25 protein-coding genes are annotated in these 24,028 nt (G+C 73.3%); 10 read left to right on the top strand and 15 right to left on the bottom strand.

Going from position 1 to position 24,028, the window contains the following annotated elements; all coding sequences use genetic code 11:
• Positions 1-84: 84 nt before the first annotated feature.
• From FIV44_RS18745 to FIV44_RS18720, 6 genes are all read right to left on the bottom strand, one after another.
• A complete protein-coding gene (locus FIV44_RS18745; RefSeq protein WP_141005772.1) occupies positions 85-3,936 on the bottom strand; it encodes a DUF7507 domain-containing protein in 3,852 nt (1,283 codons plus the stop codon).
• Between the two features lie 179 nt (positions 3,937-4,115).
• Entirely contained in the window at positions 4,116-4,637 is a 522-nt protein-coding gene (locus FIV44_RS18740; RefSeq protein WP_141005771.1) for a hypothetical protein, read from the bottom strand.
• A 4-nt stretch (positions 4,638-4,641) separates the two neighbouring features.
• A complete protein-coding gene (locus FIV44_RS18735; protein ID WP_141005770.1) occupies positions 4,642-4,833 on the bottom strand; it encodes a hypothetical protein in 192 nt (63 codons plus the stop codon).
• A 64-nt stretch (positions 4,834-4,897) separates the two neighbouring features.
• Positions 4,898-6,676 (bottom strand): cation:proton antiporter, encoded by a 1,779-nt coding sequence (locus FIV44_RS18730; RefSeq protein ID WP_246086489.1) that lies wholly within the window; start codon positions 6,674-6,676, stop codon positions 4,898-4,900.
• 20 nt (positions 6,677-6,696) lie between these two features.
• The gene (locus tag FIV44_RS18725; RefSeq protein WP_141005769.1) at positions 6,697-7,347 is read right to left on the bottom strand and encodes a GTP pyrophosphokinase; all 651 of its coding nucleotides are present in this window, start codon (positions 7,345-7,347) and stop codon (positions 6,697-6,699) included.
• A gap of 60 nt (positions 7,348-7,407) precedes the next feature.
• Positions 7,408-7,839, bottom strand: coding sequence for an SRPBCC family protein (locus tag FIV44_RS18720; protein WP_141005768.1), 432 nt, complete (start codon positions 7,837-7,839; stop codon positions 7,408-7,410).
• Between the two features lie 214 nt (positions 7,840-8,053).
• Between FIV44_RS18720 and FIV44_RS18715 the strand changes: the two genes are divergently transcribed.
• Complete coding sequence (locus FIV44_RS18715) at positions 8,054-8,794, top strand: helix-turn-helix domain-containing protein (protein ID WP_141005767.1); 741 nt, start codon at positions 8,054-8,056, stop codon at positions 8,792-8,794.
• Positions 8,795-8,815: 21 nt separating this feature from the next.
• Here the strand turns inward: FIV44_RS18715 and FIV44_RS18710 are convergent, their stop codons facing one another.
• Positions 8,816-9,478, bottom strand: coding sequence for a TetR/AcrR family transcriptional regulator (locus FIV44_RS18710; RefSeq protein ID WP_246086488.1), 663 nt, complete (start codon positions 9,476-9,478; stop codon positions 8,816-8,818).
• Between the two features lie 50 nt (positions 9,479-9,528).
• On the opposite strand from FIV44_RS18710, the gene FIV44_RS18705 reads away from it, so the two are divergent.
• From FIV44_RS18705 to FIV44_RS18695, 3 genes are all read left to right on the top strand, one after another.
• Entirely contained in the window at positions 9,529-11,115 is a 1,587-nt protein-coding gene (locus FIV44_RS18705) for an acyl-CoA carboxylase subunit beta (protein WP_141005766.1), read from the top strand.
• A gap of 169 nt (positions 11,116-11,284) precedes the next feature.
• Positions 11,285-11,533, top strand: a complete 249-nt coding sequence (locus FIV44_RS18700; protein ID WP_141005765.1) for an acyl-CoA carboxylase subunit epsilon — start codon at positions 11,285-11,287, stop codon at positions 11,531-11,533.
• 31 nt (positions 11,534-11,564) lie between these two features.
• The gene (locus FIV44_RS18695; RefSeq protein ID WP_141005764.1) at positions 11,565-13,343 is read left to right on the top strand and encodes an acetyl/propionyl/methylcrotonyl-CoA carboxylase subunit alpha; all 1,779 of its coding nucleotides are present in this window, start codon (positions 11,565-11,567) and stop codon (positions 13,341-13,343) included.
• Between the two features lie 96 nt (positions 13,344-13,439).
• On the opposite strand, the gene FIV44_RS18690 is transcribed toward FIV44_RS18695, so the two are convergent.
• Positions 13,440-14,702 (bottom strand): MFS transporter, encoded by a 1,263-nt coding sequence (locus FIV44_RS18690; protein ID WP_141005763.1) that lies wholly within the window; start codon positions 14,700-14,702, stop codon positions 13,440-13,442.
• A gap of 45 nt (positions 14,703-14,747) precedes the next feature.
• Between FIV44_RS18690 and FIV44_RS18685 the strand changes: the two genes are divergently transcribed.
• The 4 genes from FIV44_RS18685 (at position 14,748) to FIV44_RS18670 (ending at position 17,619) form a co-directional block, all read left to right on the top strand.
• On the top strand, positions 14,748-15,236 hold the full coding sequence (locus FIV44_RS18685; protein ID WP_141005762.1) for a winged helix-turn-helix transcriptional regulator: 489 nt from the start codon (positions 14,748-14,750) through the stop codon (positions 15,234-15,236).
• 16 nt (positions 15,237-15,252) lie between these two features.
• Positions 15,253-15,789: a gamma carbonic anhydrase family protein gene (locus tag FIV44_RS18680; protein WP_141005761.1), complete on the top strand. Its 537-nt coding sequence runs from the start codon at positions 15,253-15,255 to the stop codon at positions 15,787-15,789.
• A 127-nt stretch (positions 15,790-15,916) separates the two neighbouring features.
• Positions 15,917-16,384, top strand: a complete 468-nt coding sequence (locus FIV44_RS18675) for an OsmC family protein (protein ID WP_141005760.1) — start codon at positions 15,917-15,919, stop codon at positions 16,382-16,384.
• Positions 16,381-17,619, top strand: coding sequence for an amidohydrolase family protein (locus tag FIV44_RS18670; RefSeq protein ID WP_141005759.1), 1,239 nt, complete (start codon positions 16,381-16,383; stop codon positions 17,617-17,619). The genes FIV44_RS18675 and FIV44_RS18670 overlap by 4 nt, the downstream gene beginning before the upstream one ends.
• Positions 17,620-17,623: 4 nt before the next feature.
• Here FIV44_RS18670 and FIV44_RS18665 read toward each other — a convergent pair whose 3' ends face one another.
• Together FIV44_RS18665 and FIV44_RS18660 are read right to left on the bottom strand one after the other, a co-directional pair.
• Complete coding sequence (locus FIV44_RS18665) at positions 17,624-18,343, bottom strand: GntR family transcriptional regulator (protein WP_141005758.1); 720 nt, start codon at positions 18,341-18,343, stop codon at positions 17,624-17,626.
• Between the two features lie 68 nt (positions 18,344-18,411).
• The gene (locus tag FIV44_RS18660; RefSeq protein WP_141005757.1) at positions 18,412-19,584 is read right to left on the bottom strand and encodes an acyl-CoA dehydrogenase family protein; all 1,173 of its coding nucleotides are present in this window, start codon (positions 19,582-19,584) and stop codon (positions 18,412-18,414) included.
• Between the two features lie 84 nt (positions 19,585-19,668).
• On the opposite strand from FIV44_RS18660, the gene FIV44_RS18655 reads away from it, so the two are divergent.
• A complete protein-coding gene (locus tag FIV44_RS18655) occupies positions 19,669-20,256 on the top strand; it encodes a TetR/AcrR family transcriptional regulator (RefSeq protein WP_141005756.1) in 588 nt (195 codons plus the stop codon).
• A gap of 7 nt (positions 20,257-20,263) precedes the next feature.
• On the opposite strand, the gene FIV44_RS18650 is transcribed toward FIV44_RS18655, so the two are convergent.
• Positions 20,264-20,854 carry a flavin reductase family protein gene (locus tag FIV44_RS18650; protein ID WP_141005755.1) on the bottom strand — a complete coding sequence of 197 codons (591 nt, stop codon included), beginning with the start codon at positions 20,852-20,854 and terminating at the stop codon, positions 20,264-20,266.
• A gap of 36 nt (positions 20,855-20,890) precedes the next feature.
• On the opposite strand from FIV44_RS18650, the gene FIV44_RS18645 reads away from it, so the two are divergent.
• Positions 20,891-21,646: an alpha/beta hydrolase family protein gene (locus FIV44_RS18645; protein ID WP_141005754.1), complete on the top strand. Its 756-nt coding sequence runs from the start codon at positions 20,891-20,893 to the stop codon at positions 21,644-21,646.
• Here the strand turns inward: FIV44_RS18645 and FIV44_RS18640 are convergent.
• The 4 genes from FIV44_RS18640 to FIV44_RS18625 are packed head-to-tail and all read right to left on the bottom strand — an operon-like array spanning position 21,624 to position 23,963.
• Positions 21,624-22,145 carry a flavin reductase family protein gene (locus tag FIV44_RS18640; RefSeq protein WP_141005753.1) on the bottom strand — a complete coding sequence of 174 codons (522 nt, stop codon included), beginning with the start codon at positions 22,143-22,145 and terminating at the stop codon, positions 21,624-21,626. The genes FIV44_RS18645 and FIV44_RS18640 overlap by 23 nt on opposite strands.
• Positions 22,142-22,639 carry an NAD(P)H-dependent oxidoreductase gene (locus FIV44_RS18635; protein ID WP_141005752.1) on the bottom strand — a complete coding sequence of 166 codons (498 nt, stop codon included), beginning with the start codon at positions 22,637-22,639 and terminating at the stop codon, positions 22,142-22,144. Before FIV44_RS18635 ends, FIV44_RS18640 begins: the two co-directional genes overlap by 4 nt.
• On the bottom strand, positions 22,636-23,367 hold the full coding sequence (locus FIV44_RS18630) for an alpha/beta hydrolase (RefSeq protein WP_141005751.1): 732 nt from the start codon (positions 23,365-23,367) through the stop codon (positions 22,636-22,638). Before FIV44_RS18630 ends, FIV44_RS18635 begins: the two co-directional genes overlap by 4 nt.
• Positions 23,364-23,963: a cysteine dioxygenase family protein gene (locus FIV44_RS18625; protein ID WP_141005750.1), complete on the bottom strand. Its 600-nt coding sequence runs from the start codon at positions 23,961-23,963 to the stop codon at positions 23,364-23,366. Before FIV44_RS18625 ends, FIV44_RS18630 begins: the two co-directional genes overlap by 4 nt.
• Positions 23,964-24,028: the final 65 nt, after the last annotated feature.

The following is a 24,028-nucleotide window of genomic DNA, read 5'->3' as shown; positions in this document are numbered from 1 at the left end:
GCGGCCGCGGGGCGGAAACGGGAAGCACCGGGGTGGCCGGCAGGATCGCTGCCGGCACCCCGGTGCTCCGTCGTCATCGCAGGATCAGCCGATCGGGCTGGCGACCACCACGAGGTTCTTCGTGTAGTGGAAGCGGCCGTTGCGGTAGGTCACCTTGCCGGTGCAGGTCACCAGCGTGAGCTGGTGCGCGCCGGTGGTGCTGGTCGCGGCTCCGCTGAAGCCGTTCTTCCGCGGCTGGGTGTAGACGCGGTCGATGCGGTACTTCTGCACGGTGCCGTCGGCGGCGCGGACCTTGACGACCTGCCCCTTCTTGGCCTTCCGGAGCTTGCCGAACGCGCCGGGCCGGTCGTGCCGGTCGGAGACGTGACCGGCGATGACGGTCGAGCCGACCAGGTCGCCCGGCAGCGCGGACTGGCGCAGCCAGCCGCCCTTGGCGACGTTGTTCGGGATCACCATCGAGCCCTTGCGCACGCCGACCGTGTCGAGCTTCGCCTTCATGCCGAGCGCCGGGATCGCGATCCGGGCGGGACGGACCTTGCGGCCCTGGACGGACGAGGCGGTGCCGGAGAAGCCGGTCTCGATCTTCACCTTGCCGACCTCGGGCCGGTGGACCAGCGTCGTCTCCGACGGCAGGCCGCAGGCGTGGGAGGCCGCGAGGTTGCGACGGTCCGCGCCGGTGGAGACCACCCAGGTGTAGTAGCCCGGCTTCGTCACCTTCACCGCCGGGGTGTCGACGGTGCCGTCGACCGGGGTGAAGGTCACCGAGCCGGCGAGGTTCTCCGGCGTGCACATCGCGGCCGAGGGGCTCGCGACCGGTCCGTACAGCAGGGCGGTGCCCTGGGCGTTGCCGCCGGCGACGAGGCCGGTGACGGTCACGGAGTCGCGCAGCGCGACCGCCTTGGCCTGGCCCGCCTTGCCGACCTTCAGCTCCACCTTCTTCTCGGCCTTGGTCAGGATCGACGGAGCACCGAGCGGACCGGTCGGGGTGTTGACCGTGTTCGACGACACCGTCACCGGCGGCGGGGTCACGCCGCCGCGGGTCGGTCCTGTCGACTCCACCGAGGCGGTGTTCTCGATCTTGCCAGCCTTCACGTCGTCGGCCGTGACGGTGTACGTCGCGGTGAACTCCTGCGAGGCGCCCGGGGCGAGCGAGGCCACCGACGCCGGGGTGATCGTGCCGAGGCCCGGCAGCGGGTCTTCCACCGACACGTTGAAGGCCGTCGCCGCACCGTGGTTGGTCGCGGTGAAGGTGTAGGTGATGACGTCGCCGTCGTCGGCCTTGCCCAGCGGGACCTCGTCGGTGGTGATGGCCGCCGACTTCACGACCTGTACGTCGGGGTCCGCGTCCACGATCGGCGTCGTCGTGGTGGTCGGCGGACCGCCCGGCGAGGTGACCGGGCCGTCCGGGCCGGTGCCGTTCGCGGTGGCCGCGTTGACGATCTGGCCGCCGTTGTCGACGTCGTCCTGGGTGACGGTGTACGTCGCCGTGAACACGGCGTCGTCGCCCGGGGCGATGGTGGCCGCCGACGCCGGCGCGACGGCGCTCAGGCCGGGCAGCGGGTCGTCGATCGACACGTCGTCGACCGGCACGTTGCCGGTGTTCGACACGGTGAACGTGTAGGTGATCACGTCGCCGACGTCGGCCACGCCCGGCGTACCGCCGTCCGTGGTGAGGGCGCTGGTCTTCACCAGCTCCAGCGCGGCCAGCTCCGCCTGGACCAGGTGGTCCTCGACCTCGCCGCCGTCGGCCGCACCCGTCGGCTGCGGACCGGTCACGTCGCCCTCGAAGAGACGCAGCCGCAGGTAGGTGTCGTCGTTCAGCGCCGTCGCGACCGGGAAGGTGAGCGTGTGGCTCCCCGTCCCCGCGTTGGCCGGGATCGTGACGACACCGGACCGCTCGCCCGCGTCGAAGGTGCCGTTCTCGTCGAGGTCGATCCACCCGACCAGCGTCGCCGGCCCGTTGGTGTCGTTGGTGACCTCGACCTCCACGCTCGGCGCCTCGCCGGCCGTCACCAGGACGGCTCCGGTGAGGGCGTCCTCGTCGTCGATGCCGGCCAGGTCGTCACCGTCGGCGGCGGCGCCCGGGGCGCCGTCGCTCTCGCTGTCGACCCTGCTGCCGAGCATCAGGTCGGCGGTACCCGCGGCGGCGTCGTACCCGACGATGCCGTGGGCCGCGGCCTCGCCGCCCTCGGTGCCGTACGACGCCGGGGCGTCGCCGAGGTCGTCGCAGGAGGCGCCGAAGTTGTCGACGAACGTGATGTCGGGACCGGTGCGGCCCTCCGCGGAGATGATGAACCGGTCGAGGCTGGCGAGGATGTCCTCGAGCTGCGTGGCGCTCGGCGCCGGCGAGGAGAGGTCCACGCCGGTCGCGCCGGAGAAGCCGGTGTAGCCGAGGGCGGCGTCCAGCAGGACCCGGACCCGGTTGGGCGCCTGGGAGTTCACGATCTGCGGGGTGAAATTGAACCAGACGGTATCGCCGTTGGTGCCGCGCAGGCCGAGGTAGAGGTTGTAGCCGATGCCGGTGTCGTTGCGGTAGTCGAACCGCAGCGTCGTGCCGATCAGGTCGGTGTAGTCATCGGTGTAGCCGTTGGCCAGCAGCTCCGGGGACCAGAACTCGGTCCAGTTGCTGTCGAGGTCGTTGGTCCGCAGCGCACCGCCGGGGTTGCCCTCGGTGGCATCCCAGCCGGAGGGGGCCGGGGGCGTCACGACGGTCACGCCACCGGTGGTGGTCGCCACGCGCCAGCCCTCGTTGCCGGTGTCGAAGGTGATCGGCTGGGCGCAGTCGCGGATCAGCGGCTGCGGCGGGACGATCTCGAGGGTCGCGGTGCCCGGCGGGTTGATGCCGACCGCGGGGTCGACGTTCGCGGGACCGTTGGCGAAGGTGTCGCCGACGGCGGCGCCCGGGGTGGCGACGTCGATCGACAGCGTGCAGTACTCCTGGCCCGCGGTCAGGTCACCGGTCAGCGCGACGGTGGTGTCGCCGGCGGCGCCGCCGCCGGTGATCGCGCCGTTGGCGCAGTCGGTGACGAAGTTCGGGGTCGGGGCGATCTCCATGCCGGCGGGCAGGCTGTCGGTGAACGCCCAGCCCTCCTTGGCCGCGAGCTCGGAGGTGTTGGTGACCGTGAAGGTCAGCGTCGTGGTGGCGGCCGGCGCCGAGGAGGCGCGGCTGAACGCCTTGTCCAGCTGCGGCGTCGCGTCGAGGACCTTGATGTCGTCGAAGGCGTGGTCGTTGCCGGAGCCGCTGCCCTGCTGGTTGCGGAGCACGATGCCGAGCTCGGAGCCGGTGAAGAGCACCGAGCCGTCCGAGACCAGCGCCCGGCTGCCGTTGGGGCACGGGTCCATCGCGTTGTTGGTCACCGGGATCTCGGTGGTGCCGTCGTCGAGGTAGAACCGCAGCAGCGGGTGGGCCGCGTGGCAGTTGGTGACGCCGACGTTGACCGAGAAGGTGAGGAACCGGTTGTCCACGTTCAGCGGCAGCGGCGCCGCGGTGCGGAACTCGACCAGGCCCGGGCCGGGGTCGCCCGCGGTGTAGGCGGCGACGGCGTGGTTCAGGTTGCTCGGCGAGCTGCCGTTGAACTGACCCAGCGAGTCCGCCAGGCCGCGCAGCTGGGCGTAGCCGCCGGTGTTGCCGACGGCCTGCTGGTCGGCGTCGGTCGAGGTGCCGTCGAGCACGAAGCCGTTCTGGGTGGCCGGGTCGGCCCACTGACCCTCGGCGGTGTACGTCTCGCCGTTCGCGCCGACGTAGTCGCCGAGGACCTTGACCTGGCCGTCGGCCATGCCGTTCTCGAAGTCCTCCTCGAAGAGGACCACAGGGTCGGAGGGGGTGCCCGGATCACCGGGCGCCGCGGTCGCCGGCGGAGCCAGCGCCACGGTGGGTACGACGGCCGCGGTGCCGGCGACGAGCGCCAGCGCGAGACCGGGGAGCAGTTTCTTCACGGGGGGACCTTCCGCTTTCGGTGCTGGAAAAGGGCACGGCGACGCCTCCCGAGGAGAGAGGGGGAGCTTGCCCTGCACCAACGGATATCGAGGAAGGCGCCCGGGGGACACGGGAACCCGGACAACCTCCCCCGAACTCTCACCCGGGGGATCCGGAACGGGCCGCAGGCCTAGTGTCCCTAGCTCGGCCGGCCGCGGCCGACGAGGCCGCCGCCGGCGGCGACCAGCCCGACGCCGGCGAGGAGCGCCAGCAGGGGCGGGCCACCCGTGTCCGGCAGCGCGCCGCCGCCGGGGCCGGGGACCGCGCCGACCGCCAGGCCGGTCTCGTCGCGGCAGCCGAGCAGGTCCGGGCTGTCGGGGATGAAGCGTGCGCGGGCGACGTACGCGCCACGGGCGAGGCGCGGGCCCTCCAGGGTCAGCGGCCGGCCGGTGTGGCGGGCGGTGGTGCGCCAGACGGTACGACGCCCGTCGGCCTCGCGGATCGCGACCGTCACGGTCCCCGCCGGCGACAGGTCGCCCGGGACGCTCACCCGGACCCGGACGACCACCCGGTCGCCGGCGACGGTCGTGGGCACGGCGACCCGGCACTGTGCCGGCACGGCCGGTGAGTAGGGGTCCGCCTGCGCGGGGGCGGTGGCCGGGACGAGGAGTGCGAGCAGCGCCAGCAGCACCGCGGGGAGCAGGACACGGAGGGCGGTCATCCGCTCACGCCCGCCGCGACAGGGTGTCGCCGAGGTCGCTGAGCACCCCGCACAGGTGGGTCAGGATCTCGATCTCGGGCTCCGCCGCCAGCCGGGACCGGGCGTCGTCGATCTCCTGGTGCAGCCGCTGGAGCCGGTGCTCGACGAGCGCGTCGAACTCCGTGGTGCGCCGGACGATCGGGAGCCTGCTGTACATGGGTCGGATTGTGCGGGTCCGGACCCGCGCTGCCGAGGCGCTCGGCCGGTTGTCACCCCGGAAGTCACCCGGTGGCTGACCCCTCGAGGAACCCTGGGGCCGGCTCCTGGGCCGGCTCCTCGGTCAGGACGACGACCCGAGGCGCTGCTCCTCGCGGTCGAGCAGCGCCTCGACGTGCTTGGAGAGGCTCCGTGCTGAAGGCGCCCACGGAGCGCTCGCGCAGCAGCCCGTCGCGCAGGGCGTCGAGGTAGCGGCGCTGGATGATGAACGCCTGCTCCCGCTGGTCGGGCCTGCCCTCGGCGCCGCGTCGTACGCCGGCCAGGAGCATCGGCAGGAAGCGGTCCTTCAGCACCGCCACCACCTCGGGATCGAGCGGCTCGCCGTCGATCGTCTGCTCCGCCAGGGGGCCGAGGGCGTCGGTCGCGTCCTCGCCGATCTGCCGCATCAGGGTGAGCACGTCGTCGCGGCGCTCGGCGGGGTCCACGCTCGGGAAGTCCATCCGCCGGATCAGGGCGGGCAGGGTGAGGCCGAACAGCGCCAGCGAGAGCATCGCGACCAGGCAGGCCACCAGGACGACGGTGTCGCGGTGCGGGGTGTCGCTGGGGATGGTCTGCGCCGCGGCGAGAGTGACGACGCCGCGCATCCCGGCCCAGGCGAGCACGAGGTAGCCGCGGGCGGTGATCGGCTCGCGCTCCTCGAAGGCGACGTCCGCGCTGGCCCGGGCGATCCGCTTGCGCGCCCACTGCAGGCGGGTCTCCTCCCGGTCGTCCTTCGGCTCCCGGCTCTCGAGCCTCTGCTCGAACTGGTCCAGCCGCTCCCGGGTCCGGTCGCCGCGCTCGCCGGCGCCCCGCCTGCCGACCAGGGCGGGCCAGGCCAGGCCGACGAGGCGGAGCACGACCAGGGTCACGAGCACCAGGCTCACCATGCCGACGACCTCGCCGGCGCTGGTCTCCTCCCGGGCGTCCTCGACCAGGCTCGACAGCTGGTAGCCGAGGGCGAGGAACACCCCGCTCTCGAGGATGAAGTTGATCGTCGCCCAGGTCGTCGTCTGCGTCTGCCGGTCGCGTGCGCTGAACCGCCGCGCCCCCATCGCCCCGGTGACCAGCCCGGCCACGACGACCGCCAGCACGCCCGACGCGTGCAACTCCTCGGCGGGGACGTACGCCAGGAACGGCGTGATGAACGAGATCGTGGTGTTGAGCACCGGGTCGTCGAGCCGCTGCCGCACCAGCACCGTCACCCAGGCCACCGCCCAGCCGACCAGGCCGGCCCCGACCACCGCCCACGCGAAGTCGCCGGCGGTCTCCCCGAGGCTGAACGCGCTGCTGGCGCCGACCGCGGCGATCGCCGTACGCAGCACCACCAGGGCGGACGCGTCGTTGACCAGGCTCTCCCCCTCCAGCACCGTCATCAGCCGCGGCGGCAGCCCGAGCCGCCGGCCGACGGCGGTCGCGGCGACGGCGTCCGTCGGGCTCACCACCGCGCCCAGCGCGATGCCGAGGGCGAGCGGGATCGCGGGGAACACCGCGTGCACCAGGAGGCCCACGACGACCGAGGTCACGATGACCATCACGACCGAGAGCCACGAGATCAGCGACAGGTTGCGCCGCAGGTCGATCACGGGCAGCTGCACCGCGGACGCGTAGAGCAGCGGCGGCAGCACGCCGGCCAGGATCAGCTCCGGGTCGACCTCGAGGGTCGGCGTACCCGGGAGCAGGCTGGCGGCGATGCCGAGGGCGACCAGGAGCAGCGGTGCGGCCACGCCGGTACGACGGGCGAACACCGCCGCCGCGATGCTGATGGCCAGGCCGGCTCCGGCGATCAGGACGAGGTCGTGATGCACCCTCCGAGCCTAGTGTCCTGTCAGCCGTGGACGATGCGGTGCAGCTCGGCCATCCGGGTGTCGAGCTCGTGGGCGACCCGGGCGGCGGCGGACAGCTCCTCGACCAGCTCGGCCGGCACGTCCTTGTCGTACTTGTAGTAGATCTTGTGCTCGACACTGGCCCAGAAGTCCATGGCGGCGGTGCGGATCTGCAGCTCGACGGTGACCGTGCGGACGGCGTCGGAGAGGAAGACGGGGATCTCGACGATCGCGTGCAGGCTGCGGTAGCCGTTGGGCTTGGGCTGCGCGACGTAGTCCTTGATGGTGCGCACGGTGACATCGGGCTGGGTCGTCAGCATGTCGAGCACCTGGTAGGCGTCCGCGATGAAGCTGCACACGATCCGGACCCCGGCGATGTCGGTGATCTGCCCGGCGATCGCGTCGAGCTCGAGCGGGCAGCCGATCCGGGCGGCCTTGGCGCGCAGGCTCTCCGGCGACTTCAGCCGCGAGCTGACGTGCTCGATCGGGTTGCCGGTGCCCCGGAACGCCAGCTCCTCGCGCAGGATGTTGATCTTGGTGAGGATCTCGTCGAGGCCGAACTTGTAGTGCAGCAGGAACTGCCCCAGCGCCCGCTCGAACGCCGAGGGGTCCTCCGCGGACTCCTCGTGCGGCGGCGCACTGGTCGTGGTCACAGGACGAGTCTGCCCGGTCGCCGGTGACCTGTCTCGGGGACGGGGTGCCCGGTACGCGGTCTAGAGGAGGAGCAGTCGCTCCTCGAGGCTCGCGGCGACCCGGGTGCCCAGCACCTCCAGGCCGCCCTTGACCAGCGGCGATGCGAGCCTGGCGACGCCGTGCGGCGTCATCTCCGCGTGGTAGGTGACCGACGTCGCGCCGTCCTGCTCGCTGAACCGCAGCGTGTCGTGCAGGTCGACGCCGGAGCCCGAGCCGGTCAGCTCGAACAGCTCGTGCGGGACGAACGCGACGACGCGGTACTCGACCTCGGTCTCGTGGCCCAGGAAGGTCGAGACGTTCCGGTACGTCGTGCCGACGCCGCCGTCGCCGCCGGTGCGCACCGTGGTCACGGTGGGCGGGTCCCACTCCTCCGTGGTGGTGAAGTCGGTCAGGTAGGCCCACACCCGCTCCAGGGGACGCGGCACGGTCACGGTGCGCTCGACGCTCGGCATGGCAGCGCCGTACCCGCTGGCCGGGCGCGCAGCCGGGCGCCGGCGCCGTGTCCCCCGTTCGGGGGACAAATCGCGCGGCCGCACGGGGAGCTCCCGCGGCGGGCCGCGTCGTACCCGGCGCTCTCGTCTAGCGTGCGTCGAGCGCACGGCATTTCCGGGGGGAAGGTGCCGTGCGCGACTGGTGGCCACCCCCGGAGCGACAGACAGGCCGGGGATGCAGGGGACCGTCTCAGCCGTCGAGCGGGCGGTGCTGGCCAACGCCCTCGCGCTCGCCCGTCACGACGACAACGCCGACGTCGACGACGCGCGCGACCTCGCCCGGCTGGTCGGCCGGCTGGGCGCCGCCGAGGTGGCGCGCCTGCAGGAGGAGGTGCTCCGCCCGGTCGACGACGACCGGCGCACGCTGACGACCCGGCTGCTGCGCCGGACGGCGGGATGGGCGTGGGCGCCGGACAGCCCGCTCCGTGACGACCCCGAGCACGCCCGGGCCTGTGCGGACGCGGTGCTCCGGCTCCTGACGGCCGGGGACGCCGTACCCGTCCGGCTGGTGGCCCGGACGACGGCCGAGGTCCTCGAGGCGCTCACCCACGGCACGGCGCCCACCTGGCGTGCGCTGGTCGCCGCCGCGATGGCCGATCCGTGGTCGCGCACGGCGGTCGGCCAGCTCGCCCTGATCGACCCGGCCACCCATCCGGTCGAGGCCGCCGGCATGCGGGCGGCGATCGAGCTGTGCCGACGGCTGACGGAGGAGGACGAGCGGCGCGCCGTGGCGTCCCACATCCGCAGCGCCATCGGGACGACCGGCCTGACCCAGCGGGAGTTCGCGGCGCTCGTGGGGACCTCGCCGTCCCGCCTCTCGACGTACGTCACCGGAGCGGTCACCCCGTCCGCCGCGATGGTGCTGCGGATCAACCGGACCGCCCGGCGGGCCGGCCTCACCGCCCGGGGCGCGTGACGCCGCCGGCGGCGCGGCGCCTCACATCGAGCGGAGCCGCTCGGCGACCGCCTCGAGGTCCTGGTCCGTGCGTACGACGACCACGGCGCGCGGCCCCGACGCCGGCGCGAAGAGCGCGTTGACCTGCGCCATGGCCTCGTCGATCTCGACGTGCGGGTCCTCGCACTCCCCGCGCAGCCAGCGCCGCAGCACGTGGTTGTGGGCGGCGACCACGGCGGCGGCCATCAGCTCGGCGCGGCGCTCGGACTCCTCCGAGCCGTCGCCCCAGGCGCTGATGTACTGGCGGAACAGCTGCTGGTAGCGGGCGCCGCTGATCAGCTCCCGCTCGCGCAGCGCGAGGACGGTCGAGGTGAGCTCGTAGCGCCGGCGGGCCAGCGGGCCCTCCGCGATGTAGTGGAAGAGGACGACCCGCACGGCGTCGGAGACGGCGAGGATGGCGCTCTTCTCGGTCGAGGCCGCCAGCCGCTCCTCGACGGCGGCGAGGATCGCGTCGTGATCGGGGAAGATCACCATCTCCTTCGACCCGAACAGCCGGAAGAAGGAGCTGCGGCTCACCCCGGCGGCGGTGGCGATGTCGCCGACGCTGGTCTCGTCGTACCCGTTCTCGGCGAACAGCCGGAAGGCGGCGTCGACGATCGCCTCGGCAGGGCTCAGCCGCCGGTCCTCCTCGCGCGCTTCCGTCACACCCCACCCCCACTTGTGAACTTCAGTGTCAATGGATGATACTCAGTTTCATGACCGAGATCGACCTGCACACGACGGCGGGCAAGCTGGCGGACCTGGACCGCCGCACCGACGAGGCCGTGCACGCTCCCGCCGCCAAGGCGCAGGAGAAGCAGCACGCCAAGGGACGCAAGACCGCCCGCGAGCGGATCGAGCAGCTCTTCGACGAGGGCAGCTTCGTCGAGCTCGACGAGTTCGCCCGCCACCGCTCGACCGCCTTCGGCCTGGAGCGGACCCGCCCGTACGGCGACGGCGTGATCACCGGCTACGGCACCGTCGACGGCCGCCAGGTGTGCGTGTTCTCCCAGGACTTCACGGTCTTCGGCGGCTCCCTCGGCGAGGTCTACGGCGAGAAGATCACCAAGGTCATGGACCTCGCCATGAAGTCCGGCTGCCCCATCATCGGCATCAACGAGGGCGCCGGCGCCCGGATCCAGGAGGGCGTCGTCTCGCTCGGCCTGTACGGCGAGATCTTCCGCCGCAACGTGCACGCCTCGGGCGTCATCCCGCAGATCTCGATGATCATGGGCAACTGCGCGGGCGGCCACGTCTACTCCCCCGCGGTCACCGACTTCACGATCATGGTCGACCAGACCTCGGCGATGTTCATCACCGGACCCGACGTCATCAAGACCGTCACCGGCGAGAACATCTCGATGGAGGAGCTCGGCGGCGCCCGGGCCCACAACACCAAGTCGGGCAACGCCCACTACATGGCCCACGACGAGGACGACGCCATCGAGTACGTCAAGGCGCTGCTGTCGTTCCTCCCGCAGAACAACCTCGACGAGCCGCCGTCGTACGACGAGGCGGCCGACCTGGAGCCGACGGCCGAGGACCTGGCGCTCGACGCGCTGATCCCGGACTCGCCGAACCAGCCGTACGACATGCACGACGTCATCACGACGATCCTCGACGACGGCGACTTCCTCGAGGTGCAGCCGCTGTTCGCGCCCAACATCATCGTCGGCTACGGCCGGGTCGAGGGCCGCTCGGTCGGCGTGGTCGCCAACCAGCCGATGCAGTTCGCCGGCACACTCGACATCGACGCCTCCGAGAAGGCCGCCCGCTTCGTGCGGACCTGCGACGCCTTCAACATCCCGGTGCTGACCTTCGTCGACGTCCCGGGCTTCCTCCCCGGCGTCGACCAGGAGCACCTCGGCATCATCCGCCGCGGCGCGAAGCTGATCTACGCCTACGCCGAGGCGACCGTCCCGCTGGTCACGATCATCACCCGCAAGGCCTACGGCGGCGCGTACGACGTGATGGGGTCCAAGCACCTCGGCGCCGACATCAACCTGTCGTGGCCCACCGGCCAGATCGCCGTGATGGGCGCCCAGGGCGCGGCCAACATCGTGCACCGCCGTACCCTCGCCGAGCTCGAGGCCGCCGGCGGCGACGTCGAGGCCAAGCGGGCCGAGCTGATCGACGAGTACGAGACCACGCTGGCCAACCCCTACATCGCCGCCGAGCGCGGGTACGTCGACGGCGTGATCAAGCCGTCGGAGACCCGGGCCGAGGTGGTCAAGGCGCTGCGGCTGCTGCGGACCAAGCGGGAGACGCTGCCGCCGAAGAAGCACGGCAATATCCCGCTCTGAGGTCTCAGCGCTGCGCGCTTCGACCTCAGAGCGGAATATTGCCTGCTGAAACTGTGGAAAGCCGACCCGGCGGATCCGGGCGAGGGAGCGCAGCGACCGAAGCAGGGATGCGCCGGGTCGGCGCCCCACAGACCAACCGAGACCGAACGAACCGACAGGGAGCACCGGTATGACCGAGGAGCAGACCGGCACGACGAGCGACGTCGTACCGCCCCTCCTTTCCGTCCTCACCCCCGGCACCACGCCGGAGGAGGTCGCCGCGCTCGTCGCCGTGCTCTCCGCCCTCGGCGGTGGCGCTCCGGCGCCCGCGGCCCCGCGCTCGGAGTGGACCGACCCGGCCCGCCGCCTGCGCGCCACCGCGACCACCCACCCGACCCCGGGACGCGGCGCGTGGCGCGCCAGCGCCCTGCCCCGCTGACTCCGCCGTCACGAAACTGGAAGGCCACACCATGTCGTTGAAGAAGGTCCTGATCGCCAACCGCGGCGAGATCGCGGTGCGGGTCATCCGTGCGGCCAAGGACGCCGGTATCGGCTCGGTCGCCGTCTACGCCGAGCCGGACGCGAACGCGCTGTTCGTGCGCCTGGCCGACGAGGCCTACTCCCTGGGCGGTGCCACGCCGGCGGAGACCTACCTCGACATCGCCAAGATCGTCGAGGTCGCGAAGCAGTCCGGCGCCGACTCGGTGCACCCGGGCTACGGCTTCCTCGCCGAGAACGCCGAGTTCGCCCAGGCCGTCCTCGACGCCGGCCTGATCTGGATCGGCCCCTCGCCCGCCGCGATCGAGGGGCTCGGCGACAAGGCCAAGGCCAAGCAGATCGCCCTCGCCGCCGGCGCCCCGCTCGCCCCCGGCCTCAAGGACGCGGTGGAGTCCGCCGACGAGATCGTCGCGTTCGCGAAGGAGCACGGCCTCCCGGTCGCCATCAAGGCGGTCTTCGGCGGCGGTGGCCGCGGCCTCAAGGTCGCCCGCACCCTCGAGGAGATCCCCGAGCTCTACGAGTCCGCGACCCGCGAGGCGGTCTCCGCCTTCGGCCGCGGCGAGTGCCTGGTCGAGAAGTTCCTCGACAAGCCCCGCCACGTCGAGACCCAGTGCCTCGCCGACTCCCACGGCAACGTCGTGGTCGTCTCCACCCGGGACTGCTCACTGCAGCGCCGCCACCAGAAGCTCGTCGAGGAGGCGCCCGCGCCGTTCCTGACCGACGAGCAGAACCAGCGCCTCTACGAGTCGTCCAAGGCGATCCTGCGCGAGGCCGGGTACGTCGGCGCCGGCACCTGCGAGTTCCTCGTGGCGGCCGACGGCACCATCTCCTTCCTCGAGGTCAACACCCGCCTCCAGGTCGAGCACTGCGTGTCCGAGGAGGTCACCGGCATCGACCTGGTCCGTGAGATGTTCCGGATCGCCGCGGGCGAGGAGCTCGGGTACGACGACCCGGAGATCCGCGGCCACTCCATCGAGTACCGGATCAACGCCGAGGACGGCGGCAACAACTTCATGCCCGCCCCCGGGACCCTGACCGCCTGGAACCCGCCGCAGGGCCCGGGCGTGCGCGTCGACGGCGGCTACGAGGTCGGCGAGACCGTGCCCGGCGCGTTCGACTCGCTGATCGCCAAGCTGATCATCACCGGGTCGAGCCGGACCCAGGCGATCGAGCGCTCCCGGCGCGCGCTCGCCGAGTTCGAGGTCGACGGCATGCCGACCGCGATCACCTTCCACGAGGTCATCGTCAACGACCCGGCGTGGGTCGGTGCGTCCAATCCCTCCGGCGAGGGATCGTTCGACGTCTACACGACCTGGATCGAGACCGACTTCGACAACCAGATCACGCCCTACGGGGGTGCCGCGGGCGAGGCGGAGGACCAGGGCGAGAAGCAGAGGGTGGTCGTCGAGGTCGGCGGCAAGCGGATCGAGGTCGTCCTCCCCGCCGGTCTCGGCGGCCTGGCCGTCGGTGGCGGCACGGGCGGCGCGAAGAAGCCCAAGCGCGCGGGCGGCAAGAAGGCCGGCGCCGCGGCCTCGGGCGACTCGGTCACCTCCCCGATGCAGGGCACCATCGTGAAGGTCGCCGTCGAGGAGGGCCAGGCGGTCGAGGAGGGCGACGTCGTCGTCGTCCTCGAGGCGATGAAGATGGAGCAGCCGCTCAAGGCCCACAAGGCCGGCACCGTCACCGGCCTGTCGGCCGAGGTCGGCGCCACCATCGGCAACGGCGAGGTCGTCTGCGAGATCAAGGACTGACCCGACCCGGCGCAAACTGACCTCAGGACAACGCCGACCCGGCGCATCCTTACCTCGCGAAAGGTAAGGATGCGCCGGGTCGACGCCATTTCGGGGTCAGGACGAGCCGGGTCGCGGGATGAGGGACAGCACGGCGGCGATCGCGCAGAGGGCGGCGCCGCCCCACCAGGCCCAGGTGTAGGCGCCGAGCGTGTCGCGGATGACACCGGCGCCGAGGGCGGCGACGGCCGCGCCGAGCTGGTGGGAGGCGAAGACCCAGCCGAAGACGATGGTGCCGCGCTCGCCGAACGCCTCCCGGCACAGCGCGGCGGTCGGCGGCACGGTCGCGACCCAGTCCAGGCCGTAGATCACGATGAACAGCACCATGCTGGGGTGGACGGCGTCCGCCAGCAGGCTCGGCAGCAGAAGCAGCCCGAGGCCGCGGAAGAGGTAGTAGGCGACGAGCAGCAATCGCGGGTCGAACCGGTCGGTGAGCCAGCCCGAGGCGATGGTGCCGACGATGTCGAAGACGCCGACCACGGCGAGCAGCCCGGCGGCCGTGGTGGCGGACATGCCGTGGTCGTGCGCCGACGGGATGAAGTGGATCCCGATCAGGCCGTTGGTGGTCGCGCCGCAGATGGCGAAGGCGACCGCGAGCGCCCAGAACGCCCGCGAGCGGGCGGCGTACGCGAGGCCCTCGAGCGCGCGCCGGGTCGCCCCGCCGGTGGCGCGCGGCGGCGCGACCCAGTCCGCGGCGGCGCCGTACGGGAGGACGCCGCGGTCCGCGGGGTGGTCGCGGACGACCAGCCACACCACGGGTACGACGGCGAGCGCCGCCGCCGCGATGACGAGCGAGGCCGGGCGCCAGCCGGCGCCCTCGGCCAGCGCCGCGACGATCGGTAGGAACACCAGCTGACCGGTCGCCGAGCCGGCGGTCAGCACGCCCATCACGAGCCCGCGGCGCCGCTCGAACCACCGGTTCGCGATGGTCGCGGCGAAGACCAGCGCCATCGAGCCGGTGCCGAGGCCGATCAGCACGCCCCAGCACACGAGCAGCTGCCACGACGCCGTCATGAGCACGCTGCCGCCCGCCCCGAGGGCGACCAGGGTGAGCGCCGCGGCGACCACCCGTCGTACGCCGAACCGGTCCATCAGCGCCGCGGCGAACGGCGCGGTCAGCCCGAAGAGGACGAGGTTGATGCTGACCGCCAGCGACATCACGCTGGTCGACCAGCCGAACTCGTCGTGCAGCGGCACCATCAGCGCGCCGGGCGCGGCCCGGAAGCCCGCGGCGCCGACGAGGGCGAGGAACGCGACCGCCGCCACGGCCCAGGCCGGGTGGAGGCCGCGGCGCGTGGTGGGCGAGGAGGTCGCGGTCATCACATGGCTTTCTTCAAGGAAGTCAGAGCGCGTACGCTAGCACGCATGCCGCTGCGGTCCGACTGGTCGACGGAGCACTGCCCCATCCGCCGCTCCCTGGACGTCCTCGGGGACCCGTGGGTGCTGCTCATCGTGCGCGACGTGCTGCACGGCAGCGGCCGCTTCGAGCAGCTGCGCGACAACCTCGGCATCTCCGAGGCCGTCCTCAGCCGGCGGCTGCGGGCGATGCGCGAGGCGGGGCTGCTCGACACCGTCGACTACGTGCGCGACGGCCGCACCCGCCAGCGGTACGTCGCCACCGAGGCCGCCGCCGACCTGCTCCCCCTGCTCCAGCAGCTCGCGATCTGGGGCGAGCAGCACACGCGCCTGCCCGACGGGGGCGCCCACATGACCCTGCGGCACGAGCCCTGCGGCCGGGAGACCACCCGTGCCGAGACCTGCAGCGCCTGCGGCGAGCCGCTGCGCCCCGAGGACATGACCTGGGTCAAGCCGTGGCGCTCGGCGGAGCACCGGCTGCGGGGCCCCGGCGGCTGACCCCTACGGTGTCCCCGTGTTCCTCTACGAGTTCGAGGGCCGCCGGCCCCAGGTCCACCCCGAGGCGTTCGTCGCGCCGACCGCGACCCTGATCGGCGACGTACGCGTCGAGAAGGGCGCCAGCGTCTGGTACGGCGCCGTCCTGCGCGCCGACATCTGCACGATCATCGTCCGCGCAGGGTCGAACATCCAGGACAACTCGGTCGTCCACGGCGCCCCCGACGTGGTCGTCGACATCGGCCCCGACGCCACGGTGGCGCACGGCTGCGTGTTCCACGGCGACGCCATGGGCGAGAAGTCGCTGCTCGGGAACGCCAGCACCGTCCTCGACGGCGCCACCGTCGGCGCCGGCTCGCTCGTCGCCGCCGGCGCCGTCGTCACCCCCGGCACCGCCATCCCCGCGGGGGTGCTGGCGGCCGGCGCCCCCGCCGAGGCGAGGAAGCCGATCGAGGGCACCGGCGCGCAGTTCTGGGTCGAGACCAATGCGCCCTACTACGCCGAGCTCGCGCAGCGGCACCGCGCGGGCGTCGTACCGGTCGACGGCAACTCCTGACCCTCTCCCGACCGCCGGCTCGGCGACACCTGACGAGCCGGCGGTCGGGCGCGCTCCGGACCCTTGACACCTGTCTGACAGGTGAGGACTGTCGTGTCTGACAGATCCCAGGACTCCGGGAGGAACCATGAGCGCCACGACCCACGCGTCGGCCAACCGCGACGTCGTCGTCCACAGCCTGACCGACTACGCCTCGCTCGCCGTGGTCGGCGGGGAGCACTCCGTCGTCATCGACGAGCCGCGCGAGTTCGAGGGCGGCGGTACGGCGCCCAACCCGTTCGGGCTCGTGCTCTCGGCGCTCGGCGGCTGCATGGCCGGCACGCTGCGGGGCGTCGCGCGGCAGCAGGGCTTCGACTACGACCGGGCGGTGATCCGGCTCTCGCTGCGGATCAACCGGCCCACGTCCGGCCCCCTCGATCCCGGCGAGCGGGAGCTGCGGATCTCGCGGATCATCGCCGAGGTCACCGTGCACGGCGACCTCACGCCCGAGCAGCAGGAGGCGCTGCGGCACGGCGTCGAGACCTGCCCCGTCGGCAACACCCTCCGCCGCGCGCTCACCCTGCAGGAGTCGATCGTCTTCGAGGCGGCGGCATGAGCGCGCCGCTCGACCTGCTCGTCACGAACGCCCGCCTGGCCGACGGGTCGCCGGTCGCGCTGGGGATCCGCGACGGCCGCTACGTGCACGTCGCGGCCGCCGTGCCGGCCGACACCACCGCGGCCCGGACCATCGACGCGGGCGGCGGACTGGTCACCGAGTCGTTCGTCAACGGGCACATGCACCTGGAGAAGGTGCACACGCTCGACCGCGCGGGCGACGGCGCGCTGGCGGCGTACACCTCCGGCAGCATGGGCGCCGCGCTGCGCTCGATCGTGCGGGAGGCGAGCGGAGTGAAGCGGCAGTACGACCGCGCCTGGCTCGAGCCCAACGTACGCCGCGCGCTCGACGCGGCGGTCGCGCACGGGGTGCTGCACATCCAGGCGTTCGTGGACGTCGACACCACCGCGCGGCTGGTGGGGATGGAGGCGGTGCTGGCGGTGCGCGAGGAGTACCGCGACCTGCTGGACGTGCAGGTCGTGGCGTTCCCGCAGGACGGCCTGCTCCGCGACCCCGGCGCCGCGGAGCTGTGCGAGGAGGCGCTGCGGATGGGCGCCGACGTCGTCGGCGGGATCCCGTGGATCGAGATGACCGACGCCGACGCCCGCGCGCACGTCGAGTGGGCCTGCCGGCTGGCCGCGGAGCAGGGCCGGCGGGTGGCGATGCTGGTCGACGACGCCGGCGACCCGGGACTGCGGACGACGCAGCTGCTGGCCGAGGCGATGATCGAGCACGGCCTCCACGGGCGGGGCGTCGCCTGCCACGCGCGGGCGCTGGCGACGTACCCCCAGCCGACGCTGCAGCGGCTGATGGACCTCGCGCACGCGGCCGGGCTGGGCTTCGTGTCCGACCCGCACACGGGGCCGCTGCACCTGCCGGTGCGGGAGTTCCTCGAGGACGGCATCCCGGTGGCGCTGGGGCAGGACGACATCGAGGACGCGTACTACCCGTTCGGGCGGCACAGCATGCTGGAGGTGGCCTTCCTCGCCGCCCACACCCTGCGCTTCCTCACCGGGGCGGACCAGCGGCTGCTGCTCGACCTGGTGACCACGCGCGCGGCCGACGTGCTCGGCGTACCGGACCATGCGATCGCGGAGGGCAACCCGGCCGACCTGTGCGTGCACGCGGACGGCCGGCTGCGCGACGTCCTCACCGAGCACGCGCGGCCGCGCTGGGTCGTCCGCGAGGGCCGGGTCGTCGCGGAGTCGGAGACGACGACGCGGCTGCTGCGCTGACCCGCTACCAGTCCGCGCGGCGGACCATCGCGTACCGGAACGCCCCGCGCAGGTGCACCTCGCGGGTCCAGTAGCAGACCGTGCCGGTGCGGCTGATCCCGGTCGCCTCGAGCGTCATCGCCGGCTCGCCCTCCGGGCGCCCGGTCAGCCCGGCGTCCTCGGGCGACAGGCCGTCGGCGCCGGGCCAGACCAGCTCCCAACCGACCTGCTCCCCCACCAGCGCGCGGGCGAGCTCCGACATCGGCGCGGCGGGGTCGAGGGCCGTCGGGTCGGTGTCGGTCAGCACCGGTACGACGTCGCGCGCGACGAGCACCGGCTCGCCGTCGGCCGACCAGACCTTGGTCGTGCGCAGCACGGTCCGGCGCGGCGAGACGTCGTACTCGTCCGCCTCGTCGAGGCTCACCTCGCCGACGTCGGCGGACACCACCGTCACGGACGGGGTCCGGCCCATCGCGGCGATCAGCGCGGAGCTGTCGAGCCGCTGCTCGAAGCGTGCGGGGATGCCGAGCAGCGAGCTGTTGACCGTCGTGTCGGCGCCCTTGCGCCGGTGGATGAAGCCGCGCTCCTCGAGCCGGACCAGCGCCTCGCGCACCGCCGGGCGGCTGATCTCCAGCGAGGAGGCGAGCGCGATCTCGCTCGGCATCGGCCCGCCCCGCTCGGCCGCCTCGGCCCAGAGCCGCTGCAGCCGCCGCTCCACCGGCTCCGGCAGCTCCGCTTCGCTCACGCCGTCACCCTAGAGCGTGCCGGGGCGTGCTCGCGGTTGTGCGCGCGGTTGTGCTCGGGTCGGGGTGGTCAGCCCACCGAGATGATCCCGCCGGCGGCGGGGTCGCGGTCGAGGGAGCGGCCGATGACCATCCGCTGGATCTGGTTGGTGCCCTCGAAGATCTGCATCACCTTGGCCTCGCGCATGTACCGCTCGACGGGGAAGTCCTTCGTGTAGCCGGCTCCGCCGAGGACCTGGACGGCGTCGGTGGTCACCTTCATCGCGGCGTCGGTGGCGACCAGCTTGGCGATCGAGGCCTCGCGGGAGAAGGGCAGTCCGTGGTCGCGGAGCCGGGCGGCGTGCAGCAGCGTGGCGCGCGCGGACTGGACGGCGGCCTCCATGTCGGCGAGCACGAAGGCCAGGCCCTGGTGGTCGATGATCCGCTGGCCGAAGGACTCGCGCTGCTGGGCGTAGGCGACCGCGCGGTCGAGCGCGCCCTGGGCGAGACCGGTCGCGACGGCGGCGATGCCGAGCCGGCCGGAGTCGAGGCCGGCGAGCGCGATCTTCAGGCCCTGCCCCTCGTCGCCGAGCCGCTGGTCGGCCGGGACCCGGACGCCCTCGAAGCGCACGGTCGCCGTCGTCGAGCCCATCAGGCCCATCTTCTGCTCGGGCGGGTCGGCGGACAGGCCGGGGGTGTCGGCGCGGACCAGGAAGCAGGAGATGTCGCCGCGCCCGTCGCCGGTGCGCGCCATGACCTTGTAGAAGTCGGCCTGGCCGCCGTGGGTGACCCACGCCTTGGCGCCGTCGATGACGTACTCGTCGCCGTCGCGGCGGGCGCGGGTCCGCATCGCGGCGGGGTCGGAGCCGGCCTGCGCCTCGGAGAGGCAGTAGGCGCCGAGCAGCTCGCCGCCCAGCATCTCGGGGAGCCACTTCGCGCGCTGCTCGTCGGTGCCGAAGGCGGCCAGCCCGAAGCAGCTCAGGGCGTGCACCGAGACCCCGACGCCCACGCTCGACCAGACGGCGCCGAGCTCCTCGAGCACCTGGAGATAGACCTCGTACGGCAGACCGCCGCCACCGACCTCCTCCGGGTAGGGCAGGCCGAGGAACCCGGCCCGGCCGAGGAGCCGGAACACCTCGCGCGGGAAGGCGCCGGTCGCCTCGGCCTCGGCCGCGCGCGGGAGCAGCTCCTCGGTGGCGAGCTGGCGGGCGAGGCGGAGCAGGTCCGCGGTCTCCTCGGTCGCCAACAGGCGGCGTGCGGGCATGGGGTCCTCCAGGAAACGGTTCGAGTACTACAATCGCGGTACTGGTACGGAACAGAGTACCCGGTCGATTGCTAGCCTGCGACCGTGCAGCAGCAGCGAACCCTCCCCGCGCGCTCCCGCCAGCGCCGGGACGCCCTGCTCGACGAGCTGGTCGACCTCTTCCTCGCCGAGGGCTTCGCCGCCTTCGGCATCGGCGAGCTCGCCCAGCGCCTCTCCTGCTCGCGCAGCACCCTCTACCTCGTGGCGCCCAGCAAGGAGCAGGTCATCACCGCCACGGTGCGGCACTTCTTCAAGCGCGCCGCGGAGCGGATCGAGGAGCGGATCGACGCGGTCGCCGACCCGGCGGACCGCCTGGCGACGTACCTCACCGCGGTGGCGGACGAGCTCGCCCCCGCCTCCCCCCAGTTCTACGCCGACCTCGCCGGCTTCCCGCCCGGCGCCGAGGTCTACCGCGCCAACACCGCCCAGGCCGCCGCGCGGGTACAGGCGCTCGTCACCGAGGGCGTCGCCGCCGGCACGCTCCGCCAGGTCCACGCCGGCTTCGTCGGCGCCGCGGTCGCCGAGGTGATGGACGCGATCGGCGACGGCCGGATCGGCGCCGCCACCGGGCTCGACGACGCGCAGGCGTACCAGGCGCTGGTCGACCTGGTGTCGACCGGGCTGCGGGCCTGATCGGCGCTCACCGCGGCCGGGGCCGGGTGACGACCGCACCCGGCAGTCCCCACGCGCTGCCGCCCAGCCGCGACAGCGGCGCGAGGAGGTCGAAGGCCGGGCGGCCGTCGACCAGGACCTCCGGGTCGACGGTGACCGCCACGACGTCGCCGAACACGAGGACGGAGTCGCCCAACGGCAGGGTGTCGTGGAGGCGGCACTCCAGGGACGCCGGCGACGCCGCCACCCGAGGCGGTACGACGACCGCGCTCGGCGCCATCGCGACACCGACGGCAGCCGCCTCGTCCACCTCGCGCGGGTAGGGGGCACTGGTCGCGTTGACGTCGTCGATCAGCGCCCGCGTGGCCAGGCTGATCGTGAACTCACCGGACTCGCGGACGTTGCGCAGCGTGTCCTTCGCCCCGACCGAGGTGAACTGGACGATCGGGGGATCCGCGCTCGCCACCGTGAAGAACGAGTGCGGCGCCAGGTTGCCGACGCCCTCGGCGGACACGCTCGACACCCAGGCGATCGGGCGCGGGACCACCAGCTCGGTGAGCAGGCGGTAGGCGTTCACACCCGACTCGCCGGGGCGGAGGACGACGTGGTCGTGACCCATGGCCACGATCATGCCGGGTACGTGACGATGTCGGACATGCAGCGGACCCGCCACGCCTACGGCGACGACCCGAGCCAGTACGGCGACCTCCACCTGCCGCGCGCCGGCACGCCGCGCGGCGTCGTGGTGGTGGTCCACGGCGGCTTCTGGCGTGCGCCGTACACCGCCGCGTCGCTCGGCACGCCGCTCGCGGCGGACCTGGCCGCGCGGGGCTGGGCGGCCTGGAACCTGGAGTACCGCCGGGTCGGGACCGGGCCGGGGAGCGGCGGCGGGACGCCCGCGACCTTCGACGACGTCGCCGCCGGGATCGACCACCTCGCCACGCTCGGCCTCGCCACGTCGACGGTCGTCACGCTCGGCCACTCCGCGGGCGGGCACCTCGCCACCTGGGCGGCGGCGCGCGGTCGCTTCGGCTGGCCCGAGGAGGTGCCGGTGACCCACGTGATCAGCCAGGCCGGCGTCCTCGACCTGCGCGCCACCGACGCGGCGGGGCTCAGCGACGGTGCGGTCCGCGAGCTGCTCGGCCACCCGCCGACCGAGGCCGACGCCCGCTACGACCCCGCGCAGCAGCTCCCCCTCGCCGTACCCGTGTGGTGCGTGCACGCCCCGGACGACGCGGACGTGCCGATCAGCCAGTCCCGGGAGTACGTCGAGCGCGCGGCGGCGGCCGGGGCCGAGGCGGCGCTGGTCGAGGTCGACGGCGGCCACTTCGCCGTGATCGACCCGGGGTCGCCCGCGTGGGCGCGGCAGCTGGCGATCCTGGACCGGATCAGCCCCGCCCGAGCCGGCTGAACCCGCTGCGGTGGAAGACGAGCGGAGCGAGGGCGGCGCCCTGCTCGACGTGGTCGACGGCGTGCAGCTCGAGCAGGACGAGGACGTGGTCGCCGGCCTCGACCTCGCGGTAGACGGTGCAGTCGAACCGGGCGAGGCCGTCGTCGAGGAGGAGCGCGCCGTCGTCGGTGACGCTGTGGGCGACCCCGTCGAAGCGGCTCTCGACGGGGCCGGCGAGCTGGCGGCAGACGGGTGCGTGGTGGTCGGCGAGGATGGTGACGCCGAGGTGCGGGGCGCGCTTGAGGTCGGGCCAGGTCTTCGAGGTGACGGCGAGGTTGACCGAGACCAGCGGCGGGTCGAGGCTCACCGACGTGAACGAGCTCGCGGCGAGGCCGACGGGCCGACCGTCGATCTCGGCGGCGACCGCGACCACGCCGCTGGGGAAGAACCCGAACGCCTGGCGCAGCCGGTCCGGGTCGAGGTCCTGGTTGGTCGCGAAGCTGCCGGCGAGGGTGGTCATGCGGTCCTGCTCTCCAGGTAGGCGCTGACGAAGGGGCGGACCGCGTCCAGCCAGGGCCGGTACGACGCGTCGTCGTCGTGCGCGCTGTCGAGGACGTACAGCGCCCGGCCGGGGACGGTCCCGCCGAGCTCGGCGAGGATCGGGCGCAGGGTGTACTCCGGCGCCAGCGCGTGGGCCGGGCCGCCGCCGAGCATGAGCGGCACCGCCAGCCCGTTGAGGCCGGTGTCGGCGGCGAAGCGGTCGAGGAACAGCTTCAGCAGCCCCGTGTACGACGACTTGTAGGTCGGGCTCGCGACGACGACCAGGTCCGCGGCGCCCACCTGGGCGACGAGGTCGCCGACGCCGGCGTCCGACCAGTCGAGGAGCGCCGGCCCGAGGGTGGCGAGGTCGACGACCAGGTCGGGCTCGCCGGCGAGCTCGCGGGCGACGTACAGCGCCGAGGAGAGGGTGCGGCTGGCGGGCTTGGGGTTGCCCACCACGACAGCGACGGTCATCGGGTCACGCTCCCCTCGGGCTCGCGGACGACGTCCGGCAGGTCGGTCCCCAGCCGCAGCGACTCCAGGAAGAGCACGACCGTGGCGGCGACCGAGCGGTGCGAGGCGTCGTTCAGTACGTCGTGACGCCCGCCGTCGACGACCCGGACCCGCGCCTCCCGCAGGGCGTCGTACGCCGCGAGGGCGTCGGCGACCGGTGTCACCGGGTCGGCGGACCCGTGCAGGACGAGGACCGGCCGCCCGGGGGAGGTCAGCTCGACCGAGCTCCACGGCAGCGGCTGGTCGAGGCCGCCGCGGCCGAACCCGCTGTCCTCGGAGATCACCCGCCGGTGCACGGGACACGCAGTGCGTGCGTCGACCTCGTCCTCCCACGAGTCCCACGAGCCGCCGGCCGAGCCGGGCAGGGCGATGCCCGCGAGCACAACGCCGTCCACCGGAAGTGCCGGCGCGAGCAGCGCGGCCAGGGTCGCGCCGGAGTCGCTGCCGACCAGCACCTTCGGGGCCGGGAGCGACTCGTCGACGAGCAGCTTCTCCACCTGCTCGCGGACGGCGTCGGGGCCGTCCGGGTCGCCGAGGTCGACCGGCACCAGCCGCACCCGCCAGGCGTCGGCGGACAGCCGCCGGCCGAACCGATCGTACGAGGCGGCGGTCTCGCCGCGTCCGGGCAGCACGACCAGGGTGCCGCGCGGCGTACCCCCGACGGGCTCGTCCCAGGAAGTCACGGTCATCGGTCCTCTCCTTCTGTCAGGGCCCACGTGGACGTGAACCAGTGCACGGCCCCGGTCTCGGGATCGTACGAACGGCGCGGCAGGGTGCCGATGTCGGCGCCGTAGACGTGGATGCCGACGACCGGCTCGTCGCCACCGCAGCGGACCTGGTGCACGTCGTCGTCGGTGGTGCAGCACACCGTGACCTGGCCGGCGGTCCACTCGTCGGTGCCCTCGGCGACCAGCGGTACGTCGGGCGCGGACGGCTTCTCGAAGCGCGTCTCGACCTCGACGCCGCGGTAGATCCCCACCACGCCCCACGTCTCGTGGCCGTGGACGGGCGTGCCCTGGCCGACGTTCCACACCGCGCTGGCGATCGAGAAGGAGCCGTCGGCGGCGACGTGCAGCGGGTACATGACGTAGCGCTCCGGGTCCGGCCGGGTCGTCTCGGCGGGCAGGTCGAAGCCGGCGGCGAGGGTCGCCTCGAGGTCGTCGCGGATCGCGGCGGTGAGGGCACGCTCGTCGAGCCCGCGCGCGACCAGGTCGGCCACCCGGTCGGCGAAGGCGGCGATCTCCGGGACCTCGCTCGCCACGGGGACGATCTGCTGCTGGGTCATGCGTTCTCCTTAGCCGGGGTCCGTGGGTAGGCGCCGTAGCGAGCGGCGCCACGGTGGGGTGATGG

The sequence above is a fragment of the Nocardioides humi genome (assembly GCF_006494775.1).
Taxonomy (GTDB): domain Bacteria; phylum Actinomycetota; class Actinomycetes; order Propionibacteriales; family Nocardioidaceae; genus Nocardioides; species Nocardioides humi.
Note: the sequence above shows the minus strand (reverse complement) of the source record. Positions and strands in the feature narration are given on the sequence as shown.

Coding starts and splice junctions, on each gene's coding strand:
- FIV44_RS18740 (WP_141005771.1), bottom strand. CDS start 4,637: ATGACCGCCCTCCGTGTCCTGCTCCCCGCGGTGCTGCTGGCGCTGCTC.
- FIV44_RS18735 (WP_141005770.1), bottom strand. CDS start 4,833: ATGTACAGCAGGCTCCCGATCGTCCGGCGCACCACGGAGTTCGACGCG.
- FIV44_RS18720 (WP_141005768.1), bottom strand. CDS start 7,839: ATGCCGAGCGTCGAGCGCACCGTGACCGTGCCGCGTCCCCTGGAGCGG.
- FIV44_RS18715 (WP_141005767.1), top strand. CDS start 8,054: ATGCAGGGGACCGTCTCAGCCGTCGAGCGGGCGGTGCTGGCCAACGCC.
- FIV44_RS18705 (WP_141005766.1), top strand. CDS start 9,529: ATGACCGAGATCGACCTGCACACGACGGCGGGCAAGCTGGCGGACCTG.
- FIV44_RS18700 (WP_141005765.1), top strand. CDS start 11,285: ATGACCGAGGAGCAGACCGGCACGACGAGCGACGTCGTACCGCCCCTC.
- FIV44_RS18695 (WP_141005764.1), top strand. CDS start 11,565: ATGTCGTTGAAGAAGGTCCTGATCGCCAACCGCGGCGAGATCGCGGTG.
- FIV44_RS18690 (WP_141005763.1), bottom strand. CDS start 14,702: ATGACCGCGACCTCCTCGCCCACCACGCGCCGCGGCCTCCACCCGGCC.
- FIV44_RS18685 (WP_141005762.1), top strand. CDS start 14,748: ATGCCGCTGCGGTCCGACTGGTCGACGGAGCACTGCCCCATCCGCCGC.
- FIV44_RS18675 (WP_141005760.1), top strand. CDS start 15,917: ATGAGCGCCACGACCCACGCGTCGGCCAACCGCGACGTCGTCGTCCAC.
- FIV44_RS18670 (WP_141005759.1), top strand. CDS start 16,381: ATGAGCGCGCCGCTCGACCTGCTCGTCACGAACGCCCGCCTGGCCGAC.
- FIV44_RS18660 (WP_141005757.1), bottom strand. CDS start 19,584: ATGCCCGCACGCCGCCTGTTGGCGACCGAGGAGACCGCGGACCTGCTC.
- FIV44_RS18650 (WP_141005755.1), bottom strand. CDS start 20,854: ATGGGTCACGACCACGTCGTCCTCCGCCCCGGCGAGTCGGGTGTGAAC.
- FIV44_RS18645 (WP_141005754.1), top strand. CDS start 20,891: ATGCAGCGGACCCGCCACGCCTACGGCGACGACCCGAGCCAGTACGGC.
- FIV44_RS18640 (WP_141005753.1), bottom strand. CDS start 22,145: ATGACCACCCTCGCCGGCAGCTTCGCGACCAACCAGGACCTCGACCCG.
- FIV44_RS18635 (WP_141005752.1), bottom strand. CDS start 22,639: ATGACCGTCGCTGTCGTGGTGGGCAACCCCAAGCCCGCCAGCCGCACC.
- FIV44_RS18630 (WP_141005751.1), bottom strand. CDS start 23,367: ATGACCGTGACTTCCTGGGACGAGCCCGTCGGGGGTACGCCGCGCGGC.
- FIV44_RS18625 (WP_141005750.1), bottom strand. CDS start 23,963: ATGACCCAGCAGCAGATCGTCCCCGTGGCGAGCGAGGTCCCGGAGATC.